Origin of the sequence: Brevundimonas sp. NPDC092305, from assembly GCF_044755415.1 — a bacterium.
GTDB lineage: Bacteria > Pseudomonadota > Alphaproteobacteria > Caulobacterales > Caulobacteraceae > Brevundimonas.
The window spans coordinates 998,388-1,021,264 of record NZ_JBIVQY010000001.1 but is presented as its reverse complement, the minus strand read 5'-3'; the positions used below and the strand labels follow the sequence as shown (position 1 = coordinate 1,021,264).

Sequence of the window (22,877 nt, the reverse complement as noted above, 5' to 3'; positions counted from 1 at the left end):
AATGCAAGTCTGGGCTGTGTCGATTGGCGAATGCGATGGTTTGTCGCTATTCAGGGCCGAAGTTCCCGGAGCCGCAGTTTGACAGCCGCCACGCTGACTTCCCGATCACAGCGAAAGCCCAAGGGTGAAGGTCACGCGCGGCGGGCCGAAATCCTCGCGGCTGCCGAGCGCATCTTCGTCGAGCACGGCTATGAAGGCGCGACGATCCGCAAGATCGCCCAGGAAGTCGGCCTCTCCTCGACGGCGCTCTACATGCACTTCGCGGACAAGGGCGAAATCCTGCGCGAGATCTGCCGGGGCGCTTTTGAGTCCTTGATGGCGGCCAACGCCGCCGTTCTCGCTGAAGCCTCCGATCCGGAGGCCCGTCTGCGGCTCATGCTGGAGCGCTATGTCGCATTCGGCTTCCAGAATCCGAATGCCTATCGGCTGGCGTATATGACCCGGCCGCTGGAGATGCAGGCGGGCCTGGAGCAGCCCGCGCGGGAACTGGGTCAGGATCTGTACCGGTCGTTCGAACAGGTGGTCGAGGATCTGGCGGCGGCCGGGCGCTTGAGAGCCCCGTCGAAACCCGCCGCACAGGCGATGTGGGCCGGCGCACACGGCGTCGTCTCGCTGATGATCACCAAGCCCTATTTCGACTGGGTCGAGCGGGATGAACTGGTCAGAACCCTTGTCGACGGGTTGTTCTCAGGCCTGCTGAAGCCGTGAGAGCCTATCTCTGCGCGCTCGCCGCCCTGACCGGATCGCTGGTCGCGGCGTCCGTCGAGGCGCGCCCCTTGAAAGTTATGGCGCTGGACCAATGTGCGGATCAGTACGCGCTTGCTCTCGCGCCGGACGCCGACCTTGCGCTGTCGCCTCGCGCCGATGATCCGGACGCGTGGTTGAGAAACGCGGCGGCGGGTCGATTACGCGTGCGACCGACCCTTGAGGTCGCCGTGGCGATAAAGCCGGATGTCGTGGTTCGATACTGGGGCGGCGACGCAAGATTGCTGGCCCGGCTGGAGCGAGACGGGGTCAGGGTCCTGACCATCAACGACGCGAGCGACTTCGACGGCATCCGCGCCAATATCCGCATCGTCTCCGCGGGCCTGAACCGGCCGGACCGGGGCGAGGCTTTGATCGCTCGCATGGACGCTAGGCTTGCGACCGCCGCGTCTGCGACCCAACCGAACCGGATGGCGCAGTATCTGACGCCGGGAGGCTTCACCGCCGGCCCGGGCACCCTGATTGATGCAATCCTGCTGGCCGGAGGCTTCCGGAATGCAGCGCGGGATCCGGGCTTCAACCCGGTCAGCGTCGAGCGGATTGCGCTGTTTCCGCCCGCGCGCTTCATCCTTGCCTTCTTTGATCAGCCCCGGGCAGACTGGCGCGGGCCGGGGCGGCACCCTGTGGTGAGGAAGGCTGCCGAAGGACGGGTCGCGGCGCGTTTGCCGGCGGCGGCGCTGACTTGCCCGGCATGGTTTGCGGCGGACGCAGCGGCGATGATCGGACACGGCAAATGACGGGCTCTTCGAGACTTGTCCCCGGACTGCTGATCCTGATCGGGCTTGCGGTCGTCGCAGGTGTTCTGTTGGGTGAGACCGGCATGGCTGCCGGCCAGATCGCTCAGGCGTTTCAGGATCCGGGCTCAGGACCGGGGGAGGTCCTGTGGGCGGTTCGCGCGCCAAGGGTCGCCACTGCGCTGACCGTCGGGGCGGCGTTGGGGCTGGCGGGCGCGGTGATGCAGGGACTGCTGCGCAATCCGTTGGCGGACCCGGGCGTGCTCGGGGTGTCCGCGGTGGCGGCTCTGGGGGCTGCCTTGGCGATCGTGCTGGGCCTCGCCGCCATTCCCGGGGCTGTCGAAGTCGCCGCGCTTGTCGGGGCGGCGCTGGCGGGCGGTCTGCTGATCCTGTTTTCGATGCGGGTGCGCTCGCCCGAGGCGTTGATCCTCTTTGGTGTGGCGCTGTCGAGTTTCGCCGGATCGCTGACGGCGCTGATCTTCAACCTGTCGCCGTCACCAATCGCGACGGCCGAGGTGATGAGCTGGCTGCTGGGCTCGGTTCAGAACCGTAGCTGGATCGATGTGGCGTGGGTTTTACCCGCGACCCTGATCGCTGGCGGCCTCGCCGCAGCTGCCGCGCCCGGCCTGCGGATGCTGAGCCTTGGCGAAGAGACGGCGCGGACCTCTGGCTTGCCGATGGCGAGATTGCGGCTGCTGGCCCTGCTGACGGCTGCGCTCGCGACAGGGGCTGCGGTTGCGGTGGCGGGGGTGATCGGCTTTGTGGGCCTGGCGGCGCCCCATCTGGTGCGGGCGGCGGTTCGGGGCGATCCGGGACGGATATTGCTGCCTTCAGCCTTGACCGGCGGGCTGATGCTGGTTGCGGCGGACCTTCTGGCCCGCCTGACGCCTACGGATCAGGAGCTGAAGCTGGGGGTGTTCACCGCGCTGGTCGGCGCGCCGCTGTTCGCGCTGATTGCGTGGCGGGCGGCGCGGGAGTGGCGGCTGTGACCGCTCTGGAACTCAAGGGCGCAACCGCCCGACTGGGCGACCGCACGGTGTTGGACGGTGTGAACCTGTCCGTCGAACCCGGCGAACTGGTCGCTGTGGTCGGCCCGAACGGAGCGGGCAAGTCGAGCCTGATCCGGGTGCTGGCGGGGCTGATGCCTCTGGTCGCCGGAGAGGTGCGGGTCGACGGGCGCGTGGCGGCAGGCTGGTCCCCTCGCGAGCGGGCTGATCGGATCGGCTACCTGCCGCAGGAACGGCGCATCGCGTGGAACCTGCCGGCTATCGAGGTCGCGGCGTTGGGCGCCCCGTTCCTGACGGCTGATCTGGCTTTGGCGCGGGCGAGGCAGGCGCTCGAGGATGTCGAAGCCGGGCATCTGGCGGATCGCGGCGTGGGCGAGATGTCAGGGGGCGAGAGGGCGAGAGTGCTGCTGGCCCGCCTTCTCGCGACCGGGGCGCGAAGCCTTGTGGTCGACGAGCCGATCGCCGGGCTGGATCCAGACGCCCAGTTGATGGTGCTTGACCTTTTGAAGGCCCGCGCGACGGCGGGGCAGGCGGTTCTGGTCAGTCTGCACGACCTGCCGTTGGCGGCGCGGAACGCCGACAGGGTGATTGTCCTTGATGGCGGCAGGCTCGTTGCCGACGCCCCGCCATTGGCAGCCCTGACTCCGGAAGTCCTGCAGCAGGTCTTCGGCCTCAACGCCACATGGATCGAAGGCCCGGAGGGGCAACTACTGGCGACCCGGCGTTACTCGGACGGTTCGGCAGACGGCTCGGTCAGGGTGGGCTCTCCGGCCGAGGCCTGATAGGCCTGTGGCCCTCTCGGCGTACCGCGGCGAAGGTCCTGTGACAGGGTCAGCGAGCCGGTCCCGCCGTTCAGCCTGGCCTTGTAGATCTGCATGTTTTCCATGACCCGCATCATGTAGTTGCGGGTCTCGGTGAACGGCGCGCACTCGATAAAGTCCGCCGGATCGACGGTCCCGGCGCGCGGGTCGCCGCAGCGGGCCACCCATTGCGGCGGGCGGGCCGGGCCGGCGTTGTAGCCGACCGTAGCAAGCAGCATCGAGCCGCCGAAGTTGTTCATCAGCTCGCCGAGGTGGTAGCTGCCCAGCGTCATATTGTAGCCGGGCTCCCACAGGCGTTCGGCCGAGTAGGACATGCCCAGACGGCGCGCGACGCCGGACGCGGTGGCGGGCAGGAACTGCATCATGCCCCGTGCATCGGCATGGCTGCGGGCGCGGGGATCGAAGCTGGATTCCTGACGGGTGATGGCCAGGGTGAACTCGATCGGCGCGGCGCCCGCGACCTGCGGCGGCATGCGGACGGGGTACTGGCGCTCGGGCATCAGGTAGCCGCGCTGGCTGGCGGCTCGGCCGACCATCATGGCGGTGAAGCCTTCGCCATAGGCGCGCGACAGATCCATCAGTTGGGCCAGATCGGTCGCGTCCGGAAGATCATCGTCCAGCTGGTAGGCGAAGACCCGGAACAGGCTGGTCTCGCCGGTCTCGCCGAGGATACGCAGGGCCCGGACCACTTCGTTGGATTCGAAATCGCGGCGGTTCCTGTCGGTGACGGTCGGATCGGCGGGCAGGGTGATGGTCGTCTGACCCGCCTTCTCCGCCGCGAGCTGGCCGTAGAAGGTCTGGATGTGACGCGCGCCGGCTCGATAGAACTCCACGGCCTGCGGGGTGTTGCCCTGCGCCTCGGCGGACCGGCCCAGCCAGTACAGGGCGCGGCCCTGGGTGATGGGGGTCGAGGACGCCTGACGCAGAGTCTCGAAGTGGCGCGCGGCACGGGCGGGGTCGTTCAGCTTCACCAGCGCGACCCAGCCGGCGAAGAACTCGGCGTCGACCATGCGGTCGCCCGAGGGGAAGCCGTGGCCGTTCATGGCGTCATAAGCGGCTTGCCAGTTGTTCAGGCGCAGGGCGTCGAGGAAGTAGTTCCGGCGCTCGGTCCAAAGGGTGGCCTGCGCCTCGGTCGAGGTGGGGGCGGCGGGGAGGGCGGACAGCAGGCTCCACGCCTCGGACTGGCGGTTCTGGGAACGCAGGATGCGCACGCGCTCGAAGGCGACGGCGGGATCGCGCGCCTGCGACGGCGTAAGGGAGGCGACTGTGGCGTCAGGCGCATAGGCGGAGCGGAGGGCCAGCACGGCGTCCGCCACCGTCCGGCGCTCGGGCGAAGCCATCTCGATCATCGCGCGCGTAGCCGGCCCATGCGGCCCGAGCAGCAGCATGTTCAGGCGGGTGTCGTGGTCGTCCTGATTCAGCCACCCGCCCCAGCGGGTCAGGATGCGGCTCTGGTAGGCCTGATCGAACGAGCGGGTGCGCCACCAGGTGGTGATCAGGCTGCGGGCCTCGTCCTGACGGCCGCGCTGCTCCAGCGCCGAGGCGAGAGCGATGGCGCCCTGGACCGTCGTGGGCGCGGCGCCCGAGAACATCTGGATCGCGGCGTCAGGGCCGAGGTTTGCGTTGTCGAGCGCACGCTCGGTCGCCTCGTTCCGGCTGCCTGCGCGGGGCCAGTCAGCAAGGGCGGTGCGGGCGGTTTCCAAATCGCTGTACGGCAGTTGGGCGGCGGAGGTGTCGATCAGGGCCCATTCGATCAGCTTGCGGGCGGCGGGGTCGGAGGTGCGGGCGATGGCGTTGCGGGCGCCGATGACGTCGCGGGCGCGGGCGGCGGCCAGACCCTGACGGAAGTTGGCGGTGTCGGAATCACTGAGCACGCGCGCCTGCGTGCTGGCCGGGGCGACGGACGTGTAGGGCGTGGCCTGGGGCGCGGCGGCTTCCGGCTGGGCGGTGACGACGGCCAATGCCGCAGCGAGGCTGGTTGCGATCATGCCTGTGGCGATCCCTGTTCTCATGCTTGACGGTTGCGGACGACGGACCGGCAACCTAACGTCGGCAGCTTCGCCGCAGGCGTTCTTGCCCGCGACTCTGTCTTCGATTTCAGGACCATCGTCCCCATGACCGCCCCCTTGTTCAAGGGCGTGATCACCGCCCTGATCACACCACTTCGTGACGGAAAGTTGGACGAAACTGCGTTCGTCAAATTACTCGAGCGCCAAATCGCGGCCGGCGTGCACGGCGTGGTCCCCATGGGCACGACCGGAGAGAGCGCCTCGCTGAGCCCGGACGAGCACAAGCGCGTGGTCGAACTGTGCGTATCGGTCGCGGGCGGACGGGCGCGGGTGATCGCGGGGGCGGGATCTTCGTCCACAGAAAAGGCGATCGAGCTGGTCCGGCACGCCAAGACCGTGGGCGCGGACGGCGCGCTGGTGGTCACACCCTACTACAACCGACCGGGTCAGGCGGGGCTGAAGGCGCATTTCGAGGCGATCGCCGAAGCCGTCCAGCTGCCGATCCTGCTGTACAATGTGCCGGGGCGCACGGGCGTGGATCTGGCCAATGAGACGGTCGCCGCGCTGGCCGGACATCCGAACATCGTGGGCATCAAGGATGCGACCGGCGATCTGGGCCGGGTCAGCTGGATGCGGGCCAATATCGTCGGTGAGCAGTTCGACCTGATCTCGGGCGATGACCCCAGCTATCTTGGCTATCATGCCCATGGCGGGGTCGGGGTCATCTCGGTCACGTCGAACGTCGCGCCGGAGCAGATGGTCGCCCTGCATCGGGCGGCGGAGGCCGGCGACTACGCCACAGCGCGCGACTGGCAGGACCGCCTGATCGGACTGCACAGGGGCCTGTTCCTCGACGCCTCGCCGGCCCCCGCGAAGTACGCCCTGTCGCGTCTTCAACTGTGCACCGAGGAGTTGCGGCTGCCGCTCGTGTCCTGTTCTGACGCGGTGAAACCAGCCATCGATCGGGCGATGGCGGACGCCGGTCTCTGAAATCCTCCGGCCGGGCCGGACCGCGAAAACACCGTCCGAAGCGTCCGATCCGTCCGGATCGTCCGGATGGGTGAGCCAAGTCGGCGGCGGTTCAGGGTGGACGATCATTGCGCCAGCATAGCTGACAGGTACGCCAGAATCGGTCGTCGGCGGAGCGACCGGCTTCGCGACGGGCGGCGGAGCGTGTAGGAGACGCGCATGGCGTCCGAGAAACCGAAGATGAAAATTCTCGCCGAGAACCGGCGGGCGAAGTTCGACTACTTCCTTGAGGACTACACCGAAGCCGGAATCGCCCTGCTGGGCACCGAGATCAAGGCGCTGCGCGACGGCCGGGCCAATATCGCGGAGTCGTATGCGGCGGTGGAGGGCCGCGAGATCGTCCTCGTGAACGCCGACATCCCGCCGTACAAGCAGGCCAACCGCTTCAACCACGAGCCCCGCCGTCACCGGAAGCTGCTGCTGCATCGCAAGCAGATCGACAAGTTCATCGGCGCGGTCCAGCGGGACGGCCAGACCATCATCCCTGTGCGGCTGTATCTGAACGAGGCGGGCAAGGCGAAACTCGAGATCGCGTTGGCAAAGGGCAAGAAGTTGCACGACAAGCGTCAGGCCAGCGCGGACCGCGACTGGCAGCGGGACAAGGCGCGGCTGATGAAGGAGCGGGGGTAGGGCTGTCTCAACCTTCCGTCATCCTCGGGCTCCGCGCAGCGGAGAACCGAGGATCCAGCAGGCTGGGGCGAAAACGCATGCGGCAAGAGATTCGCTGCTGGGTCCTCGGTTCCTCGCTCGCGAGGCCCGAGGATGACGGCCTTGAGATAGCGGCAGGCAACTCACGCCCTTGGACGCCCAACCTCCGGAAGCAGGTCGTTCAGATCGACAAACGCGTCCGCCTGACGACGAAGCTCATCCGCAATCTGGGGCGGCTGGCTTTTAACCGTCGACACGACCGTGACGCGCACACCCTTTGACTGCACCGCCTGAACCAGCCTGCGGAAGTCGCCGTCGCCGCTGAACAGGACGACGTGGTCGAGGTGCGGAGTGAGCTCCAGCATGTCGACCGCGATCTCGATGTCCATATTGCCCTTGGTCCGGCTGTGGCCCTGGGCGTCGGTGAACCGCTTGGCCGCCTTAGTCACCACGGTGAAGCCGTTGTAGTCGAGCCAGTCGACCAGAGGCTTGATCGGAGAGAACTCTTCGCCCTCGACGACCGCCGTGTAATAGTACGCGCGAACCAGACGGCCTTCGGCGCGGTATTTCTCGACCAGCTTTTTGAAGTCGAGGTCCGCGTTCAGCGCCTTGGCCGCCGAGTAGAGATTGGCCCCGTCGATGAACAGGGCGATGCGGTCGGACGGATGGAAGGTCATGGAAATCAGCCCTGCGAATATGGATGTCCGCGGACCGGTCGAAATGGATGCGGCCGCTGATCTGGACACCGCCGTCATCGTCGCGCTGGGCTGCAATGACAAGGGGGCCTGGAAGGATTGCAGGGAGGCGCTGGAGGCGGCCTTGGCCCGGTTCCGGTGCGAGGGGATCGATGTGGTGGCGCGCTCGTCATGGTGGCGGTCGGCGGCATGGCCTGACCCGACCGACCCGCCTTTCCTGAATGGCGTCGTCCTGGTCAGGACGGAGCATGGGCCGCATGAGTTGATGGCCGCGCTGGGTCGGATCGAAGAGGCGTTCGGACGTCAGAGGGGCGCACTGAACGCGCCGCGGACGCTGGATCTGGACCTGATCGCCTATGGCCGCGAGGTCGGGGATCTGGACGGATTGATCCTGCCGCACCCGCGCGCGGCGGACCGGCTGTTTGTGATGGGGCCTCTGGCGGAGATCGCGCCGGAGTGGCGGCACCCGGTGAGCGGGGAGCGGGCGGAGGCGCTGACCTTTGTCGCGACGATTGGCCTTGATGCTGCGAGATGTGGAGGATGACTTGATCGCTTCAGGAGTGTTTCTCGCGATCCTGTCAGGCCCGGTTCAGGAGCCTGCTTCACCCCGGAACTGGGATGCGGCAGATCAGACCGTGCAATTTGTCCAGGGCACGCGACCGCCGATGGTCACGCCCCGGGGCAACTGGAACGGCTCGGAGAGCATAACTATTCGATGCTCAATTGAACTTGATGGCGGGCTTGACGACTGCACTGTCGTCGCTGAATCCACCCCCGGACGCCTGAGCCGACGCGAGGCGGAACGTGGCACGGGTCTGATGAGACTGAAACTTGGAGAGGACGGTCCCCGGCCGGGAGACACCCTCACAGTGGAAGTTGTGGTTACGACCAACCGGTGATCACGCGGTCGCGCCGCAATACCGCCCATGTGGCGTTGCACAATCAGCTTCAACTCTATATTTTGTGCGGCTCGCCCTCGTCGCCCGAGGCCCAAATTTCAGGATTGTCATGGCTCGCGTCACTGTCGAAGACTGCATCGAGAAGGTGCCCAACCGCTTTGGTCTGGTTCTGCTGGCCGGTCACCGCGCCCGCAGCATCGCCAATGGCGCCGCGCTGACGATCGACCGCGACAACGACAAGAACCCCGTCGTCGCCCTGCGTGAACTGGCGGACGACACCGTCGTGCCGGCCGAGCTGGAAGAGGCGATCGTCGTCACCCTGCAGCGCGTCGACGAGCGCACCGAGGCCGAGGATGAGGCGGAAGTCGTCGCCCTGCTGGCGGAGCCGCAGCACATGAATATGGCCGAGGCCGAGTTGATGCGCGCGATGCAGAGCGACCGCGACGGCGGGCAGGAGGACCGGTACTGACGGCCGAACCCGCCAACGGTATCACCATCCTGCCGGCGCGGCAGTCCGCGCCGGTTCCAAAGGCTGCCAATCTGAACGACCCGGGCGGTTCGCCGCCCGTGAAGGAAGCACCCGAGGCGAAAGCCCGGGTGCTTCGTCAATTCGAGCTGGTCGAGGCGGTCCGCGCCTATGATCCGACCGCCGACGAGGCCCTGCTGAACCGGGCCTATGTCTACGCGATGAAGATGCACGGCTCGCAGCTGCGAGCATCGGGCGACCCCTATTTCGCCCACCCGATCCAGGTGGCGGGCATCCTGACCGACTACCGGCTGGACACGGCGACCATCGTGACGGCCCTGCTTCACGACGTGGTCGAGGATACCTCGGCCACCCGCGACGATATCGCCGGCATGTTCGGCGAAGAGATCGCCGTGCTGGTCGAGGGCGTGACAAAGCTGTCGCGGCTGGAACTGCAGGCCGAGCACACGCGGCAGGCCGAGAACCTGCGCAAGTTCATCCTGGCCATCTCCAAGGACGTGCGCGTCCTGTTGGTGAAGCTGGCGGACCGTCTGCACAACATGCGGACGCTGAAATACGTCAAGCCGGAGAAGCGCGAGCGGATCAGCCGCGAGACGCTGGAAGTCTATGCGCCGCTGGGCCGGTCGATCGGCATCCATTCGATCGCGTCCGAACTGGAAGAACTGGCGTTCGAGCATCTGAACCCGACGGCGCGCACGGCCATCGAGCGTCGGCTGGAGGCGCTGAAGCTGGAGCACGGGCGGGCCATCGAGGGCGTGTCGCGAGAGGTCGAGCGGGTGCTGGCCGAGGCGGGGGTCAAGGCCCACGTCATGGGGCGGCAAAAGACGCCGTACTCGATCTGGCGCAAGCTGCAGCGCAAGTCGGTCGGCTTCTCGTCGCTGTCGGATATCTATGGCTTCCGGGTGATCGTCGAGGCTGAGGACGACTGCTACCGCGCGCTGGGCGTGATCCACCGGGCCTGGCCCATGGTGCCGGAGCGGTTCAAGGACTTCATCTCGACGCCGAAGTCGAACAACTACAGAAGCTTGCACACGACTGTTGTCGGCCCGTCCGGGCTTCGGATCGAGATGCAGATCCGCACCGAGGCCATGGATCGGGTGGCCGAGGACGGGGTGGCGGCGCACTGGGCCTACAAGAACAAGTCCTACGGCCTCGACGAGGAGGCCATGGCGCGGGACGGCAACCGTGATCCGCTGCAGAACCTGCGCCACCTCGTGCAGGTGATCGAGCACGGCGAGGGCGGCGACGACTGGGTCGAGCACGCCAAGCTGGAGATGTACCTCGAACAGGTGTTCGTCTTCACGCCGAAGGGCGCGCTGATCACCCTGCCGCGGGGCGGCATGCCGCTGGACTTCGCCTACGCGGTGCATACCGAGGTGGGCGATACGGCGGTTGGCGTCAAAATCAACGGTGAACTCAAGCCTCTACGGACCCAACTTCAGAACGGAGATGTGGTCGAGATCATCCGGGGATCGAAGCGGGAGATCCCCGTCGACTGGCGGTCCCTGACCGTTACCGGCCGGGCGCGGTCGGCGATCCGCCGTCACATCCGCACGACCGAGAGGGGCGAGTTCCTCAAGCTGGGCCGCGCCACGCTGGAGCAGACGCTGGAGCGGGCGGGCAAGTCGCCGGCCGAGGTTACGCTGAAGCCGGTGCTGGAAACGCTGGGCTTCGCCAACGACGAAGATCTTTACGAGGCGATCGGCCGGGGCCGGCTGTCGGCCGCGAAGGTCGGAGAAACGCTGTTCCCGGCGCTGAAGGGGCGGCTGAAGGCCGGACCGGAGCGCAAGCGTATCGGCGACGATCAGGGGCGGCTGTTCGTGCGCGGCGGAGGCTTGACGCCCGGCGTCAGCGTTCACTTCGGCCACTGCTGCAGCCCGGTGCCCGGCGACCGCATCGTCGGCATCCTGGAGCCTGAGTCGGGGCTGACGGTGCACACCATCGACTGCCAGCGTCTGGCCGAGTTCGCGGACGACGACTCTGTCTGGCAGGACCTGCAGTGGACGCCGCAGGCCGAGCGGGGCGCGGTGGCGGCGGCGCGGCTGCGCGCGACGATCAAGAACGCGCCCGGGGTGCTGGGGCAGGTGACGACGATCATCGGCGAGGCCGGCGGCAACATCATCAATCTGGCCATGACCCACCGCCAGCAGGACTTCTTCGACGTCGACATCGACGTCGAAGTCGAGGACGCCCGGCACGCCACGATGATCATGGCGGCGCTGCGAGCCAATCCATCCGTGGACACGGTCGAGCGGTCGCGGGGGTAAGGCCTTTGCGCCCACGGCGACGCTCGCTATGAGGCCTGCATGACCTCCGAAGACGTTCTCAACGAATTCCGCGCCGCGGGCGCCCTGCGCGAAGGCCACTTCGTGCTGTCGTCAGGGCTGCACAGCCCTGTGTTCCTGCAAAAGAACCTGGTGTTCATGGACGCGGAACGCTGTGCGCGCCTGTGCAAGGCGCTGGCGGTGAAGATCGTGGATGCGGTCGGCAAGGTCGATGTCGCCATTTCACCGGCTGTCGGAGGGATTATCCCCGGCTACGAGACCGCGCGCTGGCTCGGCGTGCCGTCCATGTACGTCGAGCGCGAAGGCGGCGAGTTCAAGCTGCGGCGTGGCTTCCACGTCGAGCCCGGCCAGAAGGTGGTGATGGTCGAGGACATCGTCACTACGGGCCTGAGCTCGCGCGAATGCATCGCGGCCATCAAGGCGGCGGGCGGAGACGTCGTTGCGGCGGCCTGTATCGTGGATCGCTCGGGCGGACGGGCGGATGTCGGCGTACCGCTGGTCGCGCTGGCGACGCTGGATGTGCCGGCTTACACCGCCGACGCCCTGCCGGCCGATCTGGCGGCCCTGCCGGTCGAGGATCCCGGCAGCCGGCGGTTGTCGAAGTAGGAGCGCGCGAAGTGGCGGGACACGTCCGGCTTGGCGTCAACATCGACCATGTGGCGACCGTACGGAATGCGCGGGGCGGGGTGCATCCCGATCCGGTTCGTGCGGCACAGGAAGCGCTGGCGGCGGGGGCTGACGGCATCACGGCGCACCTGCGGGAAGATCGCCGCCACATCACCGATCCGGATATCGCGGCGCTGAGCGAGTTGTGCGCCGAGGCCGGCAAGCCGCTGAACCTGGAAATGGCGGTCACCGACGAAATGCTGGCCATCGCCCTGCGGCACCGCCCGCACGCGGCCTGTCTGGTGCCGGAACGCCGGGAAGAGGTGACGACGGAGGGCGGACTGGCCGTGGCCGGGCATGAGGCGCGGATCGCGCCGGTGGCCCTCGCTCTGGCCGACGCCGGCATCCGGGTGTCGCTATTCATCGAACCGGCCGTCGAACAGGTGGACGCGGCGCACGCCGTGGGCGCGCAGGTGGTAGAGTTTCACACCGGCCGGTATTGCCATCTGTCCGGCGATGAGCGGCTCGTCGAACTCAGGCGGCTGCAGGCGGCGGCGACGCGCGCTGCCGATCTGGGGCTTGAGGTCCATGCCGGCCACGGACTGGACTACGTCACCGCGGCGGAGATGCTTGCCATTCCGGAAGTGCGCGAGCTGAACATCGGCCACTTCCTGATCGGGGAGGCGGTGTTCGTCGGGCTGACGGCGGCGATCCATCGCATGCGGGCTGCGATGGATGCTGTCTCGTGATCGTCGGGGTGGGTGCGGACCTGTGCGACATCCGGCGCATCCAGGCGTCGCTGGATCGCTTTGGCGACCGGTTTAAAAATCGCTGCTTCACCGAGCTGGAGCGAGCCCGGTCGGACCGCAAGCCTGACGCTTCATGGAGCTACGCCAAGCGGTTCGCGGCCAAGGAGGCCTGCGCCAAGGCGCTGGGCACCGGGATGCGGGCGGATGTCTACTGGCGCGACATGGGGGTGGCCAACCTGCCGTCAGGCCAGCCGACGATGAAGCTGACGGGCCACGCCGCAGAGCATCTGGCGCGCCTGACGCCGCCGGGACATGAGCCGCGCATCCATCTGACGCTCAGCGACGAGCACCCTTACGCGCTGGCCTTCGTCGTGATCGAAGCCTTGCCGACGCCGTGATGACGCTATACCGCTGGCCGACTTTCGAAGAGCGCCGCGCGCGCCGGGACGCCTGACTAGATGAGCGACGAGACCAAGCCGACTTCCGAAGCGCCCGCTGTCGAGTCCGGAGCCGTCTATGCGACGGACAAGCCCCGCAAGACGGGCAAGGACAAGGGCGGCGCCGCCAACGAGACGTTCGAGATCCTGAAGACGATTGTCTTCGCGCTTCTGATCGCGCTGGTCCTGCGCGTCCTGTTCTTCCAGCCCTTCACCATCCCGTCGGCCTCGATGGAGCCGAACCTGTATGAGGGCGACTACATCGTCGTGTCCAAGTGGGACTACGGCTATTCGAAACACTCGATTCCGTTCAGCCCGCCGATCTTCGAGGGCCGCCTGTTCGACAAGAAGCCCAAGCGCGGCGACATCGTCGTTTTCAAGCTGCCGAGCGACAACAAGACCGACTACATCAAGCGCCTGATCGGCCTGCCGGGCGACCGGATCCAGATGATCAACAACGTGCTGTACCTGAACGGCGCGCCGGCGAAGGACATCGAGCTGTCGCGGGCGGAACTGGGCAACCTGTTCTCGTCGGTGATTCAGCTGAGCGAGACCCTGCCGAACAGCGACCGGACCTTCCGCATCCAGGACTTCGGTCCGGGCAATAACGCCGATGACACCCAGGCGTTCGAGGTGCCCGAAGGCTTCTACTTCATGATCGGCGACAACCGCGACAACTCGCTGGACAGCCGGTTCGACCCGATGCAGGGCGGCGTCGGCCTGGTGCCGGAAGAGAACCTGATCGGCAAGGCGCGGATCATCATGTTCTCGTGGACGCCCGGCGCGTCGCTGTGGAACCCGGTGACGTGGTTCGCCAACCTGCGTCTGAGCCGGTTCTTCAACGTCCTGAACTGATGACGGACCGTCGGGCCGAAGCGGTCGCGGCGCTGAAGGACAGGCTGGGCCACGCCTTCCGCGATCCCTCATTGCTCGAGATCGCCCTGACGCACGCCAGCGTGGGAGAGGGGGCGGAGCGCGACCCGCGTGGGCGCCCGTTCGTCGACAACCAGCGTTTCGAGTTTCTGGGCGACCGGGTGCTGGGGCTGCTGGTCGCAGACACGCTGGTTCGAGATTTCCCGGATGCGGACGAGGGCGAGATGTCGGCGCGGCTGCATGGGCTGGTCGACAAGGCGGCCTGCGCCCGCGTCGCCGATGCGATCGGCGTAGGGCCGGCCATGCGTCTGTCGCCGGGCGAAGCGAAGCAGGGCGGTCGGCGTCGCGAAGGCGTGCTGGGCGACGCGATGGAGGCGCTGCTGGCCGCGGTCTGGCTGGATGGCGGCATCGACGCGGCCCGCGCGGTGTTCGACCGGGTCTGGGCGGCGGAGTTGACTGCGGCGCCGCGCAGGACCCTGACCAATCCCAAATCGGCGTTGCAGGAATGGGCGCTGAAGCAGGGCAAACCCCTTCCGACCTATCGCGTGGTTGAGAGGACGGGCTCGGATCACGCGCCGACCTTCACCGTCGAGACCGAGGTTGCCGGACTGGCCCCGATGCAGGGCAGGGGACGGTCGCGGCAGGATGCGGAGAAGGCGGCGGCGACAGCGCTGCTGACCCGCGAAGGCGCACTCTGAACCGCGCTTACCCCCGGTTCACCACGTCATTTCACCAAATCTCAGGCGGGTAGCGGTCATAAGGGACCGTGGGCGGAAGCCTGCGCGTTCAATGACAAGGCCTCCCCGGCATGTTCCAGATCCTGACTGAAGCTGCTCCTCGTCGTCGCAAGACCAACTGGACCTCGGTAACCATCGTCGTCATCGCCCTGATGATCGCGAGCGTCATCGGCGGCTTCGCCTATATCGCCCATCAGCAGCAGCAGCTCGAGGCTGTGCGCGAGACCTCGCGCGAAATGCGAAAGGCGCGGCAGGCGCTGATGGAGACCGACACCGCCGTTCTGAACGCCGTGATCCACTCGGACGAGCAGGCCAGTCTGCTGGCCTATGCGCAGGCCCTGAACAAGCTGGACACCCATCCGGCCGGCCACTTCCCGGCGACGGTGCAGATGGATGGGCGAGCCGTTCCGGCGATGGAGATGGTGCGGTCGCTGAAGACGACCTGGGCGGCGATGATCGCGCAGACCAGCTTCGGCGACACGGCGGCGGCTCGCCAGACCTATGTCGAACGACAGGCCCAGCCCCTGATGACCCGGTTGGTCCAGACACAGGTCACGCGGCTGGAACAACTGGATGCCGACTATTCCAATCTGCAGCACCGGATCGACTTCGCCATCATTCTGGTGATGACGCTTCAGATCATCACGGGCGCGGCCTGTATCGGCGCCTTCGTCGTCGCCTCGCGGCGCGGGTCGCGGGAAGCCGCGGCCAAGACCAGGGCTATTGTCGCCGCAACGACCTCCCGCGAACAGGTCATGCGTCTGTTCGAGATGACCGACACCCTGCAAAGCGCCTCGGACCAGAACGACGCCAACGCCGTGTTGCGCTCGACCGCGGCCGAGCTGATCCCGGATTTCGGCGGGGCGCTTTACGTCTTCAACAACTCGCGCGACCGGCTGGTGCTGTCGACGGCGTGGGGGTCTGAAGAGGCGGCGCTGGTCGACGCGATCACCATCGACGACTGCTGGGCGCTGAAGCGCGGCAAGTCACATGTGAATCATCCGGGCGCCGACCGGCTGTGCTGCGACCACGCCCTGTGCAAGGGCTCGACGCTGGAGATCCCGATGGCGGCGCGGGGCGAAATCCTGGGCCTGCTTCAGGTCCATGCCGAAGGACCGGACGCCGAGGCCCGGCTGGCCGAGGTGACACAACTGGCGACGGCGCTGGCGGATGCGATGTCGCTGGCCTTGGCCAACCTCGCCTTGCGGGACCGTCTGCGCAGTCAGGCCCTTCGCGACCCGCTCACCGGCCTCTACAATCGCCGCTACATGGAGGACACGCTGGAGCGGGTGGTCCGTCTGGCCGAGCGCGAGCGACAGGAAGTCGCGGTGATGATGATCGATCTGGATCACTTCAAGCGGCTGAACGACCAATACGGCCACGCCAAGGGCGACAGCGTCCTGCGCGATGCGGCGGCGGCGATCACGGCGCAGCTGCGCGACAGCGACGTGGCCTGTCGCTATGGCGGCGAGGAGTTGATGGTCGTCATGCCCAACTGCGGGCTCGAGGACGCGGCGGCCAAGGCCGAGGGTATTCGCGCCAGCATCGCGGCCCTGACCGAGCCGGGAGGCGCGCAGGTGTCAGCCTCGATCGGGGTGGCGGCCATACCGTCTACCTCGGGCGCGATGAAGGATCTGCTCGGCGCGTCGGATGCAGCCCTCTACGAGGCCAAGGGCGGAGGTCGAAATCGCGTGGTCTGCGCGCCCCTGCAGAAGGCGCGGGCAGGGCGGCGGGCGGCGCGTCCCGTCCAGACGCAAGTGGTCGCCGCGTAGCGCCGGCACTTGACCCGGGACGGGCTTGGGGCCACCACGCGGCGACCGCGGATCGTCCGCGCGATCCAGACCGAAGGCGACCCTTGACCGAGACCTCCAACCAGCGCGCAGGCTTCGCCGCGATCATCGGCGCGCCCAACGCCGGCAAGTCCACGCTGGTCAATCGCCTGACCGGGACCAAGGTCTCGATCGTCACCCAGAAGGTCCAGACGACCCGGTTTCCGGTTCGGGGCATCGCTATCTATGGCGATGCGCAGATCGTGCTGGTCGACACCCCAGGCATCTTCACCCCGCGCCGCCGACTTGACCGGGCGATGGTCGCCTCGGCCTGGGGCGGGGCGGACGACGCCGATGTGGTGGTTCACCTGATCGACGCGGCGTCCCATATCGCCGCCGAGGGTCGCGACGGCACGCCGGCGGACCGCCGCTCCGCCGAGGACACCGAGACCATCATCGCCAGCCTGAAAGCGGCGGAGAAGAAGGTCATTCTGGCCCTCAACAAGATCGACGGCATGCGTCGCGATACCCTGCTGGCCCTGTCCCAACGGCTGTTTGACAGCGGCGTCTACAACGAGGTCTATATGATCTCGGCCTTGAGCGGCGACGGGGTGGACGACCTCGGTCAACGTCTGGCCGCGGCTATGCCGGAGGGGCCATGGCTCTATCCGGAGGATCAGTCGGCCGATGTGCCGATGCGGGTGCTGGCGGCCGAGATCACGCGTGAGAAGGTCTACCTGCGCGTCCACGAGGAGTTGCCGTATTCTGCGGCGGTTGAGACGACGGCCTTCACCGACATGCCCGACGGCGCGGCGCGGATCGAGCAGACCATCTATGTCGAGCGCGAGAGCCAGCGACCGATCGTGCTGGGCAAGGGTGGCCAGACGCTGAAATGGATCGGCCAGAAATCGCGTGAGGAGCTGACCGAGCTGCTGGACCGCAAGGTTCACCTGTTCCTTACGGTCAAGGTCGATCCCAAGTGGCAGGACTCCAAGGCCCTCTACGCCCAGTTCGGACTGGATTACGACGTCTAGGATGCAACGACCCAGACTTGCGATGGCGCTGGGCGCCGCGGTCACCCTGATGGCGACCTTCTCCGCCGCCGGCTGGTTCGTGGCCGGCCGGGCGCACGAGGTGGCGCAGGAACAGGAAGCGCCGCTTCGCGAGGACCCGACCGCCCTGCCGCAACTTCGAGCGGCCCTGCTCGACATGACGGCCCAGGGCCGGTTCATGGGCGCGGTGCTGGTGACCAAAGGTGACGAAATCCTGCTGCGTCAGGCCTATGGCATGGCCGATGTCGAGGCGAGCACGCCGCTGGAGATCAACTCGCGTCTGCGGCTGGCCTCGCTGAGCAAACAGTTCACCGCGGCCGCGATCCTGAAGCTGCAGGACGACGGCAAGCTGTCGATCGACGATCCGGTCTGTCGCTGGATCCAGCCCTGCCCTGAAGGCTGGGCGGATATCCGGCTGTCGCATCTGATGTCCCACACCTCAGGCCTGCCCGATTTGATGGATCGCCCGGGCTGGGGCATCCGTCGGGGCACGCCCGCGACGATGGCCGAGCTGACGGCCGACACCATTCTGTACCGGCCGCGTTTCCCTCCAGGCAGCAAGGCTGACTACAACAACGCCGGGTTCAACCTGCTGGCCGCCGTGGTCGAGCGGGTCAGCGGGCTGTCGCTCGAAACCTATCTGAACGAGACCTTCTTCGAGCCGCTGGGCATGAACGACACGGGGTCCGACGCCGACGGGCAGGGGCACGGCATCGTCAAGGGCTACAACGACGGCGGCGGCGTTTCGAAGGTCGAGCGCAACAACGCCAATGTCTCGATCATCCCGGGCGCGGGCGCGCTGTATTCGACGGCCGACGACATGCTGCGATGGGAGCGGGCGCTGCACGGCGGGCGGCTGCTGTCGCCCCGCAGCTATGGCCAGATGATCGCAGACCATGCGCCGGCGGATCATGGACTGCGTCCCGGCGCCCGGCCCCGAGGCTGGGGCTTCGGCCTGTTCACCAGCGATCTGGGAACCGGCGCCGTGCCGGAGTTCTCCGCGCCTCAAATCTATCATACCGGCAGCTGGGCGGGGTTCCGCAATCTGGTCAGCTATCAGCCGGACGAGCATGTTACGGTGATCGTGCTGACCAACAACTACGACCAGCGTGACCGGGTGTTCCTGATCGTGCAGCAGGCGATGGCCGAGGCGATGGGCAAGCCGTTCCCGACGGGCCTGAAGAGCTAGTCGCGCGCCCAGCGCTCACGGCGGGCCAGTTCAGCGTCGCTCGGGTTATCGTCAGCGAATGAACCGATGGGCACCTCGCCCGCGCGACGGTATGTGGCGACGATGACCCCGGTAGCGGAGGTCTCGCTGCTCTCGAGCGTCCAGCGGTGCGGATGCGAGCCGTCATCGAACAGCCGACGGCCCCGGCCGAGGATCACCGGGAAGGTCAGGACGGTCAGCTGGTCGATCAGATCGGCGGCCAGCAGGGTGTGGATGACCTCACTCGATCCCTGGATGAGCAGGTCCCGGCCCTCGGTCGCCTTCAGCGCCCGCACCGCCTCGGCCAGATCGCCTTCGAGACGATGACTGTGCGCCCAGTCGAGCGGCGTGTCGGGGCCGGCGGCGACGTACTTGTTCACGGCGTTGAACGTGCGGCCGATCTCGTCGTCCTGATGCGGCCAGAAGGCGGAGAAGATCTCGTAGGTGCAGCGGCCGAGAAGCAGGTCGTAGTCCTCGCCCATGGCCTGATGCATCAACGAGCCGATCGTCTCGTCGAAGAAGGGGAAGGTCCAGCCGCCGAAGCGGAAGCCGTCCCGCGGGTCCTCGGTCGGGCCGCCGGGCGCTTGCATGACTCCGTCCAGCGAGACGAAGGTGGCGGTCCTGAGCGTACGCATGACGGGGCTCCTTCCGAGCGGTTTCAGGCGGCTCTGCGCAGGGGCAACAACGCGCGAAGGGCCGGATCGCGCAGCCACAGGCCGCCCCACATGATCAGGCCCAGATAGACGCCGAACAGGATGTGGCTGAACAGGGGACTGGCGGCGTTCATGTGGGTGGCGATGGCGCCGCCCAGAACGGCGGTCATGGTCACCGCGCCGAGCAGGGCGGTGCGCCGCCAGGCGTAGAGCAGGGTCCCGACCAGTTCGATGGCGCCGATCAGGGGGATGGTCGCGTCCCGCACGCCTTCCGGAGACGCCGCCCTCGCCATCTCGGGCATCAGGAACTTCGGCATGACCGAGGCGAACAGCATGAACAGGACGAACAGGGCGCTGAGCACCCGCCCCGTCCAGACGAGAGGTGTGGCTTTCATTGTCGATACCTGATGAAAAGAGAGGGAGGGGCGGCCGAAGCCGCCCGGAAGCGTCAGCCCTTGGGCGTCCAGCCTTCGGCCGGAACGGTGTTGACCATCCACGGCACGCCGAACCTGTCGATCAGACCGCCGTAGCCCGGCGACCAGAAGGTCTCGGCGAACGGCATGGTGGCGCGGCCGCCGTCGACCAGCGCGTTGAACCAGCGCTCGGCCTCGGCCTTGTCGGGCGTGTGCAGGGTGACGTCGAAGCCGTTCTTGGGCTTGTCGATATTGGGCGCCCAGTCGACGTCCATGTCGGCGCCCATGATGGACTGGTCGCCCACGTCCATCCAGCAATGCATCAGCCAGTCCTTGTACTGCTCGCCCACGGGCATGCCGGGAGGGCCGTCGGCATAGGGGATGGCGGCGGTGATCTTGCCGTCCAGCACCTTCGCGTAGAACTCGAACGCCTCGCGGCACTGGCCACGGAAACTCAGGCTTGGCACGATCTTCATGGTCCTCTCCTCTCTGATGGGTTCGGAAGTCAGTCGGGGTTGGCGGCGAGCCAGGCTTCCAGACGGTCGGCGGTGCTGGTCCAGCCGTGTTTGTGACCGGTCAGGCTGCGCTCGTTCTTCAGGCCGGCATGGGTGAAGTCCATGACGGTCCTGCCGTCGCCGGTCTCGGACAGGACGACGGTCACCAGCGTATCGACGGCCGGGCCGTCCTCGTGCGCGTCGCCTTCCCATTTGAAGGTGAAGGCCAGACGTTCTGGCTCGACAATCTCGCGATAGACGCCGCCCTGCCACAAATCCTCGCCGGTCTCCGGCGATTTCAGGCAGATGCGCCAGGCGCCGCCGACACGGAAGTCGCTGACGACGCTCACGGCCGGCCATTCGACCGGACCCATCCACAGCACCATGACCTCCGGCCGGCTCCACGCGTGCCAGACGAGGGCGCGCGGGGCATCGAACGTGCGCTGCATGTTCAGCGTCGGTCGGACGGCGATGTCTTCAACAAGGGTCATGGCGGACAGATCCGGTCGCAGGGAGATCACAGGGTCTTCAGCAGCTCAGCCAGCTGGTCGGCGACCTGACCCCAGCCTTCGTGGAAGCCCATCTGCTCGTGCTGCTTCATGGTCTCCTCATTCCAGTGGCTCGCCGTGGCGGTGTATTTCGTCTTGCCGTCGCCAGTGGGCTCCATCTCGATCCGGGCCACCATGAACGGCTGACCCGAGGGCTTCCAATCCGGCGTGAAGGCGTCGGTGGAGATCAGGCGTCGGTTCGTCACGACCTCAAGGAAGACGCCGGTGTTGGGGAAGCGCTCGCCGTCCGGGCCATGCATGACGAACTGGAAGCGTCCGCCGGGGCGGGGCTCGACGATCGCGTCGGTGATGGACCAGGGCCTTGGCGCGAACCACTGGGATAGGATCGCCGGGTCAGTATAGGCCTTGAAGACCTTCTCGGGCGGAGCATCGAGGACGCGTTCCAGAACCAGATCGAAGGTGTGGGCGGCGCCGTCCGTGTCGCACGGGTTGTTGTCAGTTTCGTTTGCCATCGTCTTTTCCTTTCTGAACGTTGCGAAGATAATCTTCCAGGCGATCGAAGCTCTTGTCCCAGTAGCGGCGGTAGTGTTCGAGCCATTCGGCGATGCCCTTCATGGCCATCGGCTCAAGGCGGGCGGGGCGCCACTGGGCCTCCTTGCCGCGGCTGATCAGGCCGGCCTTTTCCAGCACCTTGAGATGCTTCGACACGGCCGGCAGGCTCATGTCGAAGGGCGCGGCCAGTTCGTTGACGCTGGCTTCGCCTTCGGTCAGCCGCGCCAGGATGGCCCGACGGGTCGGATCGGCCAGGGCGGCGAACTGGGCTGAGAGGGGATCGGATTGCATCGGGCGACTTCGTATCTAACTGAGAGGTTAAATGCGCCCGTCGACATCTGTTGTCAACCGCTCGGTTAAATAAAATAACCGGAACCTCGTCGGGGCGGGCGACTTGGACTTTCAAGCGGAAGGAAACCCATGAAAGCCCTCATCCTCAACTGCACCCTCAAGCCCTCGCCCGGTACGTCGAACACAGAGGCGCTCGCCGATGTCGTCATCGCCGAACTGAAGAAGGGCGGCGCCGAGACCGAACTGGTTCGTCTGGTCGATCTGAACATCAAGCCGGGCGTCACCGGCGACGAAGGGGAGGGCGACGACTGGCCGTCCGTCGACGAAAAGCTGAAGGCGGCCGACATCGTCGTCCTCGCCACGCCTACGTGGCTTGGTCAGATGTCGAGCGTCTGCATGCGGGCGCTGGAGCGGATGGATGCCTGGTTCGAAGAAACCGATGACAGCGGCCGTCCTGTCGCCTTCGGCAAGGTCGCAGGCATCGTCATCACCGGCAACGAGGACGGCGCCCATCACATTGTGGCGACCATCTCGCAGGGCCTGATCGACATGGGCTTCACCATTCCGGCGCAGAGCTGGACCTATTGGCACCTCGGACCGGGGCCGGGGCCGGATTACACCGACACCGATCAGGGCCACGACTACTCGGACCGCGTCGGGCGCAATGCGGCGCGGAACATGCTGGCGCTGGCGAAGGTGCTGAAGCCGGAGACCTATCCGGTCCCCGAGAGCGCCGACTAGCCCCGCAGTTCGATCCCGTTGCCGTCCGGGTCCCTGAGATAGATCGACATAGCCTCGCCGCCGGCGCCGAACCGGCTGGCGGGCTCCTCAAACGCCACGCCGTGCGCTCTCAGGTGCGCCATGGTCGTGTCCGGATCGTAGTCCTTCAGGCGCAGGCAGACGTGGTCGAGGTTGCGCCCCTCGACGGCCGGGCCCGCGCCGCCGGCCAGACCGATCTTGCCGTCCAGCGTCACGAGGTCGATCAGGCTGTCGCCGGCGCGCAGGTGAAACAGGCCCAGCGGCTCGTTATGCTTCTCGACCGGGCAGCCCAGCACGCCGTTGTAGAAGGCGATCGCCGCGTCCGCGTCCTTCACACGCAGAACCACGTGATCGATTCCGGCGACTGTCAGCATGGCGCTCTCCCTTCGGTGCGAGA

General features: G+C 67.0%; 27 protein-coding genes. 18 read left to right on the top strand and 9 right to left on the bottom strand.

The window, feature by feature from the left end; genetic code table 11:
- Positions 1-78 precede the first annotated feature (78 nt).
- Genes ACIQC9_RS05120 through ACIQC9_RS05105 form a run of 4 tightly spaced genes read left to right on the top strand, consistent with a single transcriptional unit; the run spans position 79 to position 3,288 of the window.
- Positions 79-708 (top strand): TetR/AcrR family transcriptional regulator, encoded by a 630-nt coding sequence (locus ACIQC9_RS05120; protein ID WP_400613081.1) that lies wholly within the window; start codon positions 79-81, stop codon positions 706-708.
- Complete coding sequence (locus tag ACIQC9_RS05115) at positions 705-1,502, top strand: ABC transporter substrate-binding protein (RefSeq protein ID WP_400613078.1); 798 nt, start codon at positions 705-707, stop codon at positions 1,500-1,502. The genes ACIQC9_RS05120 and ACIQC9_RS05115 overlap by 4 nt, the downstream gene beginning before the upstream one ends.
- Positions 1,499-2,488 carry a FecCD family ABC transporter permease gene (locus tag ACIQC9_RS05110; protein WP_400613076.1) on the top strand — a complete coding sequence of 330 codons (990 nt, stop codon included), beginning with the start codon at positions 1,499-1,501 and terminating at the stop codon, positions 2,486-2,488. The genes ACIQC9_RS05115 and ACIQC9_RS05110 overlap by 4 nt, the downstream gene beginning before the upstream one ends.
- On the top strand, positions 2,485-3,288 hold the full coding sequence (locus tag ACIQC9_RS05105; protein WP_400613074.1) for an ABC transporter ATP-binding protein: 804 nt from the start codon (positions 2,485-2,487) through the stop codon (positions 3,286-3,288). Before ACIQC9_RS05110 ends, ACIQC9_RS05105 begins: the two co-directional genes overlap by 4 nt.
- Here the strand turns inward: ACIQC9_RS05105 and ACIQC9_RS05100 are convergent.
- Positions 3,231-5,315, bottom strand: a complete 2,085-nt coding sequence (locus tag ACIQC9_RS05100; protein WP_400613072.1) for a transglycosylase SLT domain-containing protein — start codon at positions 5,313-5,315, stop codon at positions 3,231-3,233. The two genes, ACIQC9_RS05105 and ACIQC9_RS05100, sit on opposite strands and share 58 nt — an antisense overlap.
- 126 nt (positions 5,316-5,441) lie before the next feature.
- On the opposite strand from ACIQC9_RS05100, the gene dapA reads away from it, so the two are divergent.
- Positions 5,442-6,326 carry a 4-hydroxy-tetrahydrodipicolinate synthase gene (gene dapA / locus ACIQC9_RS05095; protein ID WP_400613069.1) on the top strand — a complete coding sequence of 295 codons (885 nt, stop codon included), beginning with the start codon at positions 5,442-5,444 and terminating at the stop codon, positions 6,324-6,326.
- A 198-nt stretch (positions 6,327-6,524) separates the two neighbouring features.
- Positions 6,525-6,995 carry an SsrA-binding protein SmpB gene (gene smpB, locus ACIQC9_RS05090; protein ID WP_400613067.1) on the top strand — a complete coding sequence of 157 codons (471 nt, stop codon included), beginning with the start codon at positions 6,525-6,527 and terminating at the stop codon, positions 6,993-6,995.
- Positions 6,996-7,156: 161 nt separating this feature from the next.
- Here smpB and ACIQC9_RS05085 read toward each other — a convergent pair whose 3' ends face one another.
- Entirely contained in the window at positions 7,157-7,690 is a 534-nt protein-coding gene (locus tag ACIQC9_RS05085) for an NYN domain-containing protein (RefSeq protein ID WP_400613065.1), read from the bottom strand.
- On the opposite strand from ACIQC9_RS05085, the gene folK reads away from it, so the two are divergent.
- The 11 genes from folK to ACIQC9_RS05030 all read left to right on the top strand — a co-directional run bounded on the left by folK (position 7,689) and on the right by ACIQC9_RS05030 (position 18,791).
- A complete protein-coding gene (gene folK, locus ACIQC9_RS05080; RefSeq protein WP_400613063.1) occupies positions 7,689-8,252 on the top strand; it encodes a 2-amino-4-hydroxy-6-hydroxymethyldihydropteridine diphosphokinase in 564 nt (187 codons plus the stop codon). The two genes, ACIQC9_RS05085 and folK, sit on opposite strands and share 2 nt — an antisense overlap.
- Positions 8,253-8,716: 464 nt before the next feature.
- Positions 8,717-9,076, top strand: a complete 360-nt coding sequence (rpoZ, locus tag ACIQC9_RS05075; RefSeq protein ID WP_400613060.1) for a DNA-directed RNA polymerase subunit omega — start codon at positions 8,717-8,719, stop codon at positions 9,074-9,076.
- Between the two features lie 128 nt (positions 9,077-9,204).
- The gene (locus tag ACIQC9_RS05070; RefSeq protein WP_400613059.1) at positions 9,205-11,361 is read left to right on the top strand and encodes a RelA/SpoT family protein; all 2,157 of its coding nucleotides are present in this window, start codon (positions 9,205-9,207) and stop codon (positions 11,359-11,361) included.
- A gap of 39 nt (positions 11,362-11,400) precedes the next feature.
- Positions 11,401-11,985 (top strand): orotate phosphoribosyltransferase, encoded by a 585-nt coding sequence (gene pyrE, locus ACIQC9_RS05065; RefSeq protein ID WP_400613057.1) that lies wholly within the window; start codon positions 11,401-11,403, stop codon positions 11,983-11,985.
- Positions 11,986-11,996: 11 nt separating this feature from the next.
- Entirely contained in the window at positions 11,997-12,734 is a 738-nt protein-coding gene (locus tag ACIQC9_RS05060) for a pyridoxine 5'-phosphate synthase (protein ID WP_400613055.1), read from the top strand.
- Positions 12,731-13,132: a holo-ACP synthase gene (acpS, locus tag ACIQC9_RS05055; RefSeq protein WP_400613053.1), complete on the top strand. Its 402-nt coding sequence runs from the start codon at positions 12,731-12,733 to the stop codon at positions 13,130-13,132. The genes ACIQC9_RS05060 and acpS overlap by 4 nt, the downstream gene beginning before the upstream one ends.
- 60 nt (positions 13,133-13,192) lie before the next feature.
- Positions 13,193-14,026 (top strand): signal peptidase I, encoded by an 834-nt coding sequence (lepB, locus tag ACIQC9_RS05050; RefSeq protein ID WP_400613051.1) that lies wholly within the window; start codon positions 13,193-13,195, stop codon positions 14,024-14,026.
- Complete coding sequence (gene rnc, locus ACIQC9_RS05045; protein ID WP_400613049.1) at positions 14,026-14,742, top strand: ribonuclease III; 717 nt, start codon at positions 14,026-14,028, stop codon at positions 14,740-14,742. Before lepB ends, rnc begins: the two co-directional genes overlap by 1 nt.
- A 110-nt stretch (positions 14,743-14,852) precedes the next feature.
- On the top strand, positions 14,853-16,553 hold the full coding sequence (locus ACIQC9_RS05040) for a diguanylate cyclase (protein WP_400613047.1): 1,701 nt from the start codon (positions 14,853-14,855) through the stop codon (positions 16,551-16,553).
- 83 nt (positions 16,554-16,636) lie between these two features.
- Positions 16,637-17,584 (top strand): GTPase Era, encoded by a 948-nt coding sequence (gene era / locus ACIQC9_RS05035; protein ID WP_400613045.1) that lies wholly within the window; start codon positions 16,637-16,639, stop codon positions 17,582-17,584.
- A gap of 1 nt (position 17,585) precedes the next feature.
- Positions 17,586-18,791, top strand: a complete 1,206-nt coding sequence (locus tag ACIQC9_RS05030) for a serine hydrolase domain-containing protein (RefSeq protein WP_400613043.1) — start codon at positions 17,586-17,588, stop codon at positions 18,789-18,791.
- On the opposite strand, the gene ACIQC9_RS05025 is transcribed toward ACIQC9_RS05030, so the two are convergent.
- Genes ACIQC9_RS05025 through ACIQC9_RS05000 form a run of 6 tightly spaced genes read right to left on the bottom strand, consistent with a single transcriptional unit; the run spans position 18,788 to position 21,721 of the window.
- Positions 18,788-19,444, bottom strand: a complete 657-nt coding sequence (locus ACIQC9_RS05025) for a dihydrofolate reductase family protein (RefSeq protein ID WP_400613041.1) — start codon at positions 19,442-19,444, stop codon at positions 18,788-18,790. The genes ACIQC9_RS05030 and ACIQC9_RS05025 overlap by 4 nt on opposite strands.
- A gap of 23 nt (positions 19,445-19,467) precedes the next feature.
- The gene (locus ACIQC9_RS05020) at positions 19,468-19,857 is read right to left on the bottom strand and encodes a DoxX family protein (protein ID WP_400613039.1); all 390 of its coding nucleotides are present in this window, start codon (positions 19,855-19,857) and stop codon (positions 19,468-19,470) included.
- A gap of 53 nt (positions 19,858-19,910) precedes the next feature.
- The gene (locus ACIQC9_RS05015) at positions 19,911-20,351 is read right to left on the bottom strand and encodes a VOC family protein (protein WP_400613037.1); all 441 of its coding nucleotides are present in this window, start codon (positions 20,349-20,351) and stop codon (positions 19,911-19,913) included.
- A 29-nt stretch (positions 20,352-20,380) separates the two neighbouring features.
- Positions 20,381-20,860, bottom strand: a complete 480-nt coding sequence (locus ACIQC9_RS05010) for an SRPBCC domain-containing protein (protein WP_400613036.1) — start codon at positions 20,858-20,860, stop codon at positions 20,381-20,383.
- 26 nt (positions 20,861-20,886) lie between these two features.
- The gene (locus ACIQC9_RS05005; RefSeq protein WP_400613034.1) at positions 20,887-21,390 is read right to left on the bottom strand and encodes an SRPBCC family protein; all 504 of its coding nucleotides are present in this window, start codon (positions 21,388-21,390) and stop codon (positions 20,887-20,889) included.
- Positions 21,374-21,721: an ArsR/SmtB family transcription factor gene (locus ACIQC9_RS05000; protein WP_400613032.1), complete on the bottom strand. Its 348-nt coding sequence runs from the start codon at positions 21,719-21,721 to the stop codon at positions 21,374-21,376. The genes ACIQC9_RS05005 and ACIQC9_RS05000 overlap by 17 nt, the downstream gene beginning before the upstream one ends.
- 129 nt (positions 21,722-21,850) lie before the next feature.
- On the opposite strand from ACIQC9_RS05000, the gene ACIQC9_RS04995 reads away from it, so the two are divergent.
- The gene (locus ACIQC9_RS04995) at positions 21,851-22,462 is read left to right on the top strand and encodes a flavodoxin family protein (RefSeq protein WP_400613030.1); all 612 of its coding nucleotides are present in this window, start codon (positions 21,851-21,853) and stop codon (positions 22,460-22,462) included.
- Here ACIQC9_RS04995 and ACIQC9_RS04990 read toward each other — a convergent pair.
- The gene (locus ACIQC9_RS04990; protein ID WP_400613028.1) at positions 22,459-22,854 is read right to left on the bottom strand and encodes a VOC family protein; all 396 of its coding nucleotides are present in this window, start codon (positions 22,852-22,854) and stop codon (positions 22,459-22,461) included. The genes ACIQC9_RS04995 and ACIQC9_RS04990 overlap by 4 nt on opposite strands.
- Positions 22,855-22,877 lie beyond the last annotated feature (23 nt).

What these genes read in the sequence shown, in the direction of transcription:
- ACIQC9_RS05020 (WP_400613039.1), bottom strand. Translation starts at nt 19,857, where the DNA reads ATGAAAGCCACACCTCTCGTCTGGACGGGGCGGGTGCTCAGCGCCCTG.
- ACIQC9_RS05100 (WP_400613072.1), bottom strand. Translation starts at nt 5,315, where the DNA reads ATGATCGCAACCAGCCTCGCTGCGGCATTGGCCGTCGTCACCGCCCAG.
- folK (WP_400613063.1), top strand. Translation starts at nt 7,689, where the DNA reads ATGGAAATCAGCCCTGCGAATATGGATGTCCGCGGACCGGTCGAAATG.
- ACIQC9_RS05000 (WP_400613032.1), bottom strand. Translation starts at nt 21,721, where the DNA reads ATGCAATCCGATCCCCTCTCAGCCCAGTTCGCCGCCCTGGCCGATCCG.
- smpB (WP_400613067.1), top strand. Translation starts at nt 6,525, where the DNA reads ATGGCGTCCGAGAAACCGAAGATGAAAATTCTCGCCGAGAACCGGCGG.
- ACIQC9_RS04995 (WP_400613030.1), top strand. Translation starts at nt 21,851, where the DNA reads ATGAAAGCCCTCATCCTCAACTGCACCCTCAAGCCCTCGCCCGGTACG.
- ACIQC9_RS05010 (WP_400613036.1), bottom strand. Translation starts at nt 20,860, where the DNA reads ATGACCCTTGTTGAAGACATCGCCGTCCGACCGACGCTGAACATGCAG.
- ACIQC9_RS05005 (WP_400613034.1), bottom strand. Translation starts at nt 21,390, where the DNA reads ATGGCAAACGAAACTGACAACAACCCGTGCGACACGGACGGCGCCGCC.
- dapA (WP_400613069.1), top strand. Translation starts at nt 5,442, where the DNA reads ATGACCGCCCCCTTGTTCAAGGGCGTGATCACCGCCCTGATCACACCA.
- ACIQC9_RS05025 (WP_400613041.1), bottom strand. Translation starts at nt 19,444, where the DNA reads ATGCGTACGCTCAGGACCGCCACCTTCGTCTCGCTGGACGGAGTCATG.
- ACIQC9_RS04990 (WP_400613028.1), bottom strand. Translation starts at nt 22,854, where the DNA reads ATGCTGACAGTCGCCGGAATCGATCACGTGGTTCTGCGTGTGAAGGAC.
- rpoZ (WP_400613060.1), top strand. Translation starts at nt 8,717, where the DNA reads ATGGCTCGCGTCACTGTCGAAGACTGCATCGAGAAGGTGCCCAACCGC.
- ACIQC9_RS05110 (WP_400613076.1), top strand. Translation starts at nt 1,499, where the DNA reads ATGACGGGCTCTTCGAGACTTGTCCCCGGACTGCTGATCCTGATCGGG.
- ACIQC9_RS05015 (WP_400613037.1), bottom strand. Translation starts at nt 20,351, where the DNA reads ATGAAGATCGTGCCAAGCCTGAGTTTCCGTGGCCAGTGCCGCGAGGCG.
- ACIQC9_RS05085 (WP_400613065.1), bottom strand. Translation starts at nt 7,690, where the DNA reads ATGACCTTCCATCCGTCCGACCGCATCGCCCTGTTCATCGACGGGGCC.
- pyrE (WP_400613057.1), top strand. Translation starts at nt 11,401, where the DNA reads ATGACCTCCGAAGACGTTCTCAACGAATTCCGCGCCGCGGGCGCCCTG.
- ACIQC9_RS05030 (WP_400613043.1), top strand. Translation starts at nt 17,586, where the DNA reads ATGCAACGACCCAGACTTGCGATGGCGCTGGGCGCCGCGGTCACCCTG.
- ACIQC9_RS05040 (WP_400613047.1), top strand. Translation starts at nt 14,853, where the DNA reads ATGTTCCAGATCCTGACTGAAGCTGCTCCTCGTCGTCGCAAGACCAAC.
- lepB (WP_400613051.1), top strand. Translation starts at nt 13,193, where the DNA reads ATGAGCGACGAGACCAAGCCGACTTCCGAAGCGCCCGCTGTCGAGTCC.
- rnc (WP_400613049.1), top strand. Translation starts at nt 14,026, where the DNA reads ATGACGGACCGTCGGGCCGAAGCGGTCGCGGCGCTGAAGGACAGGCTG.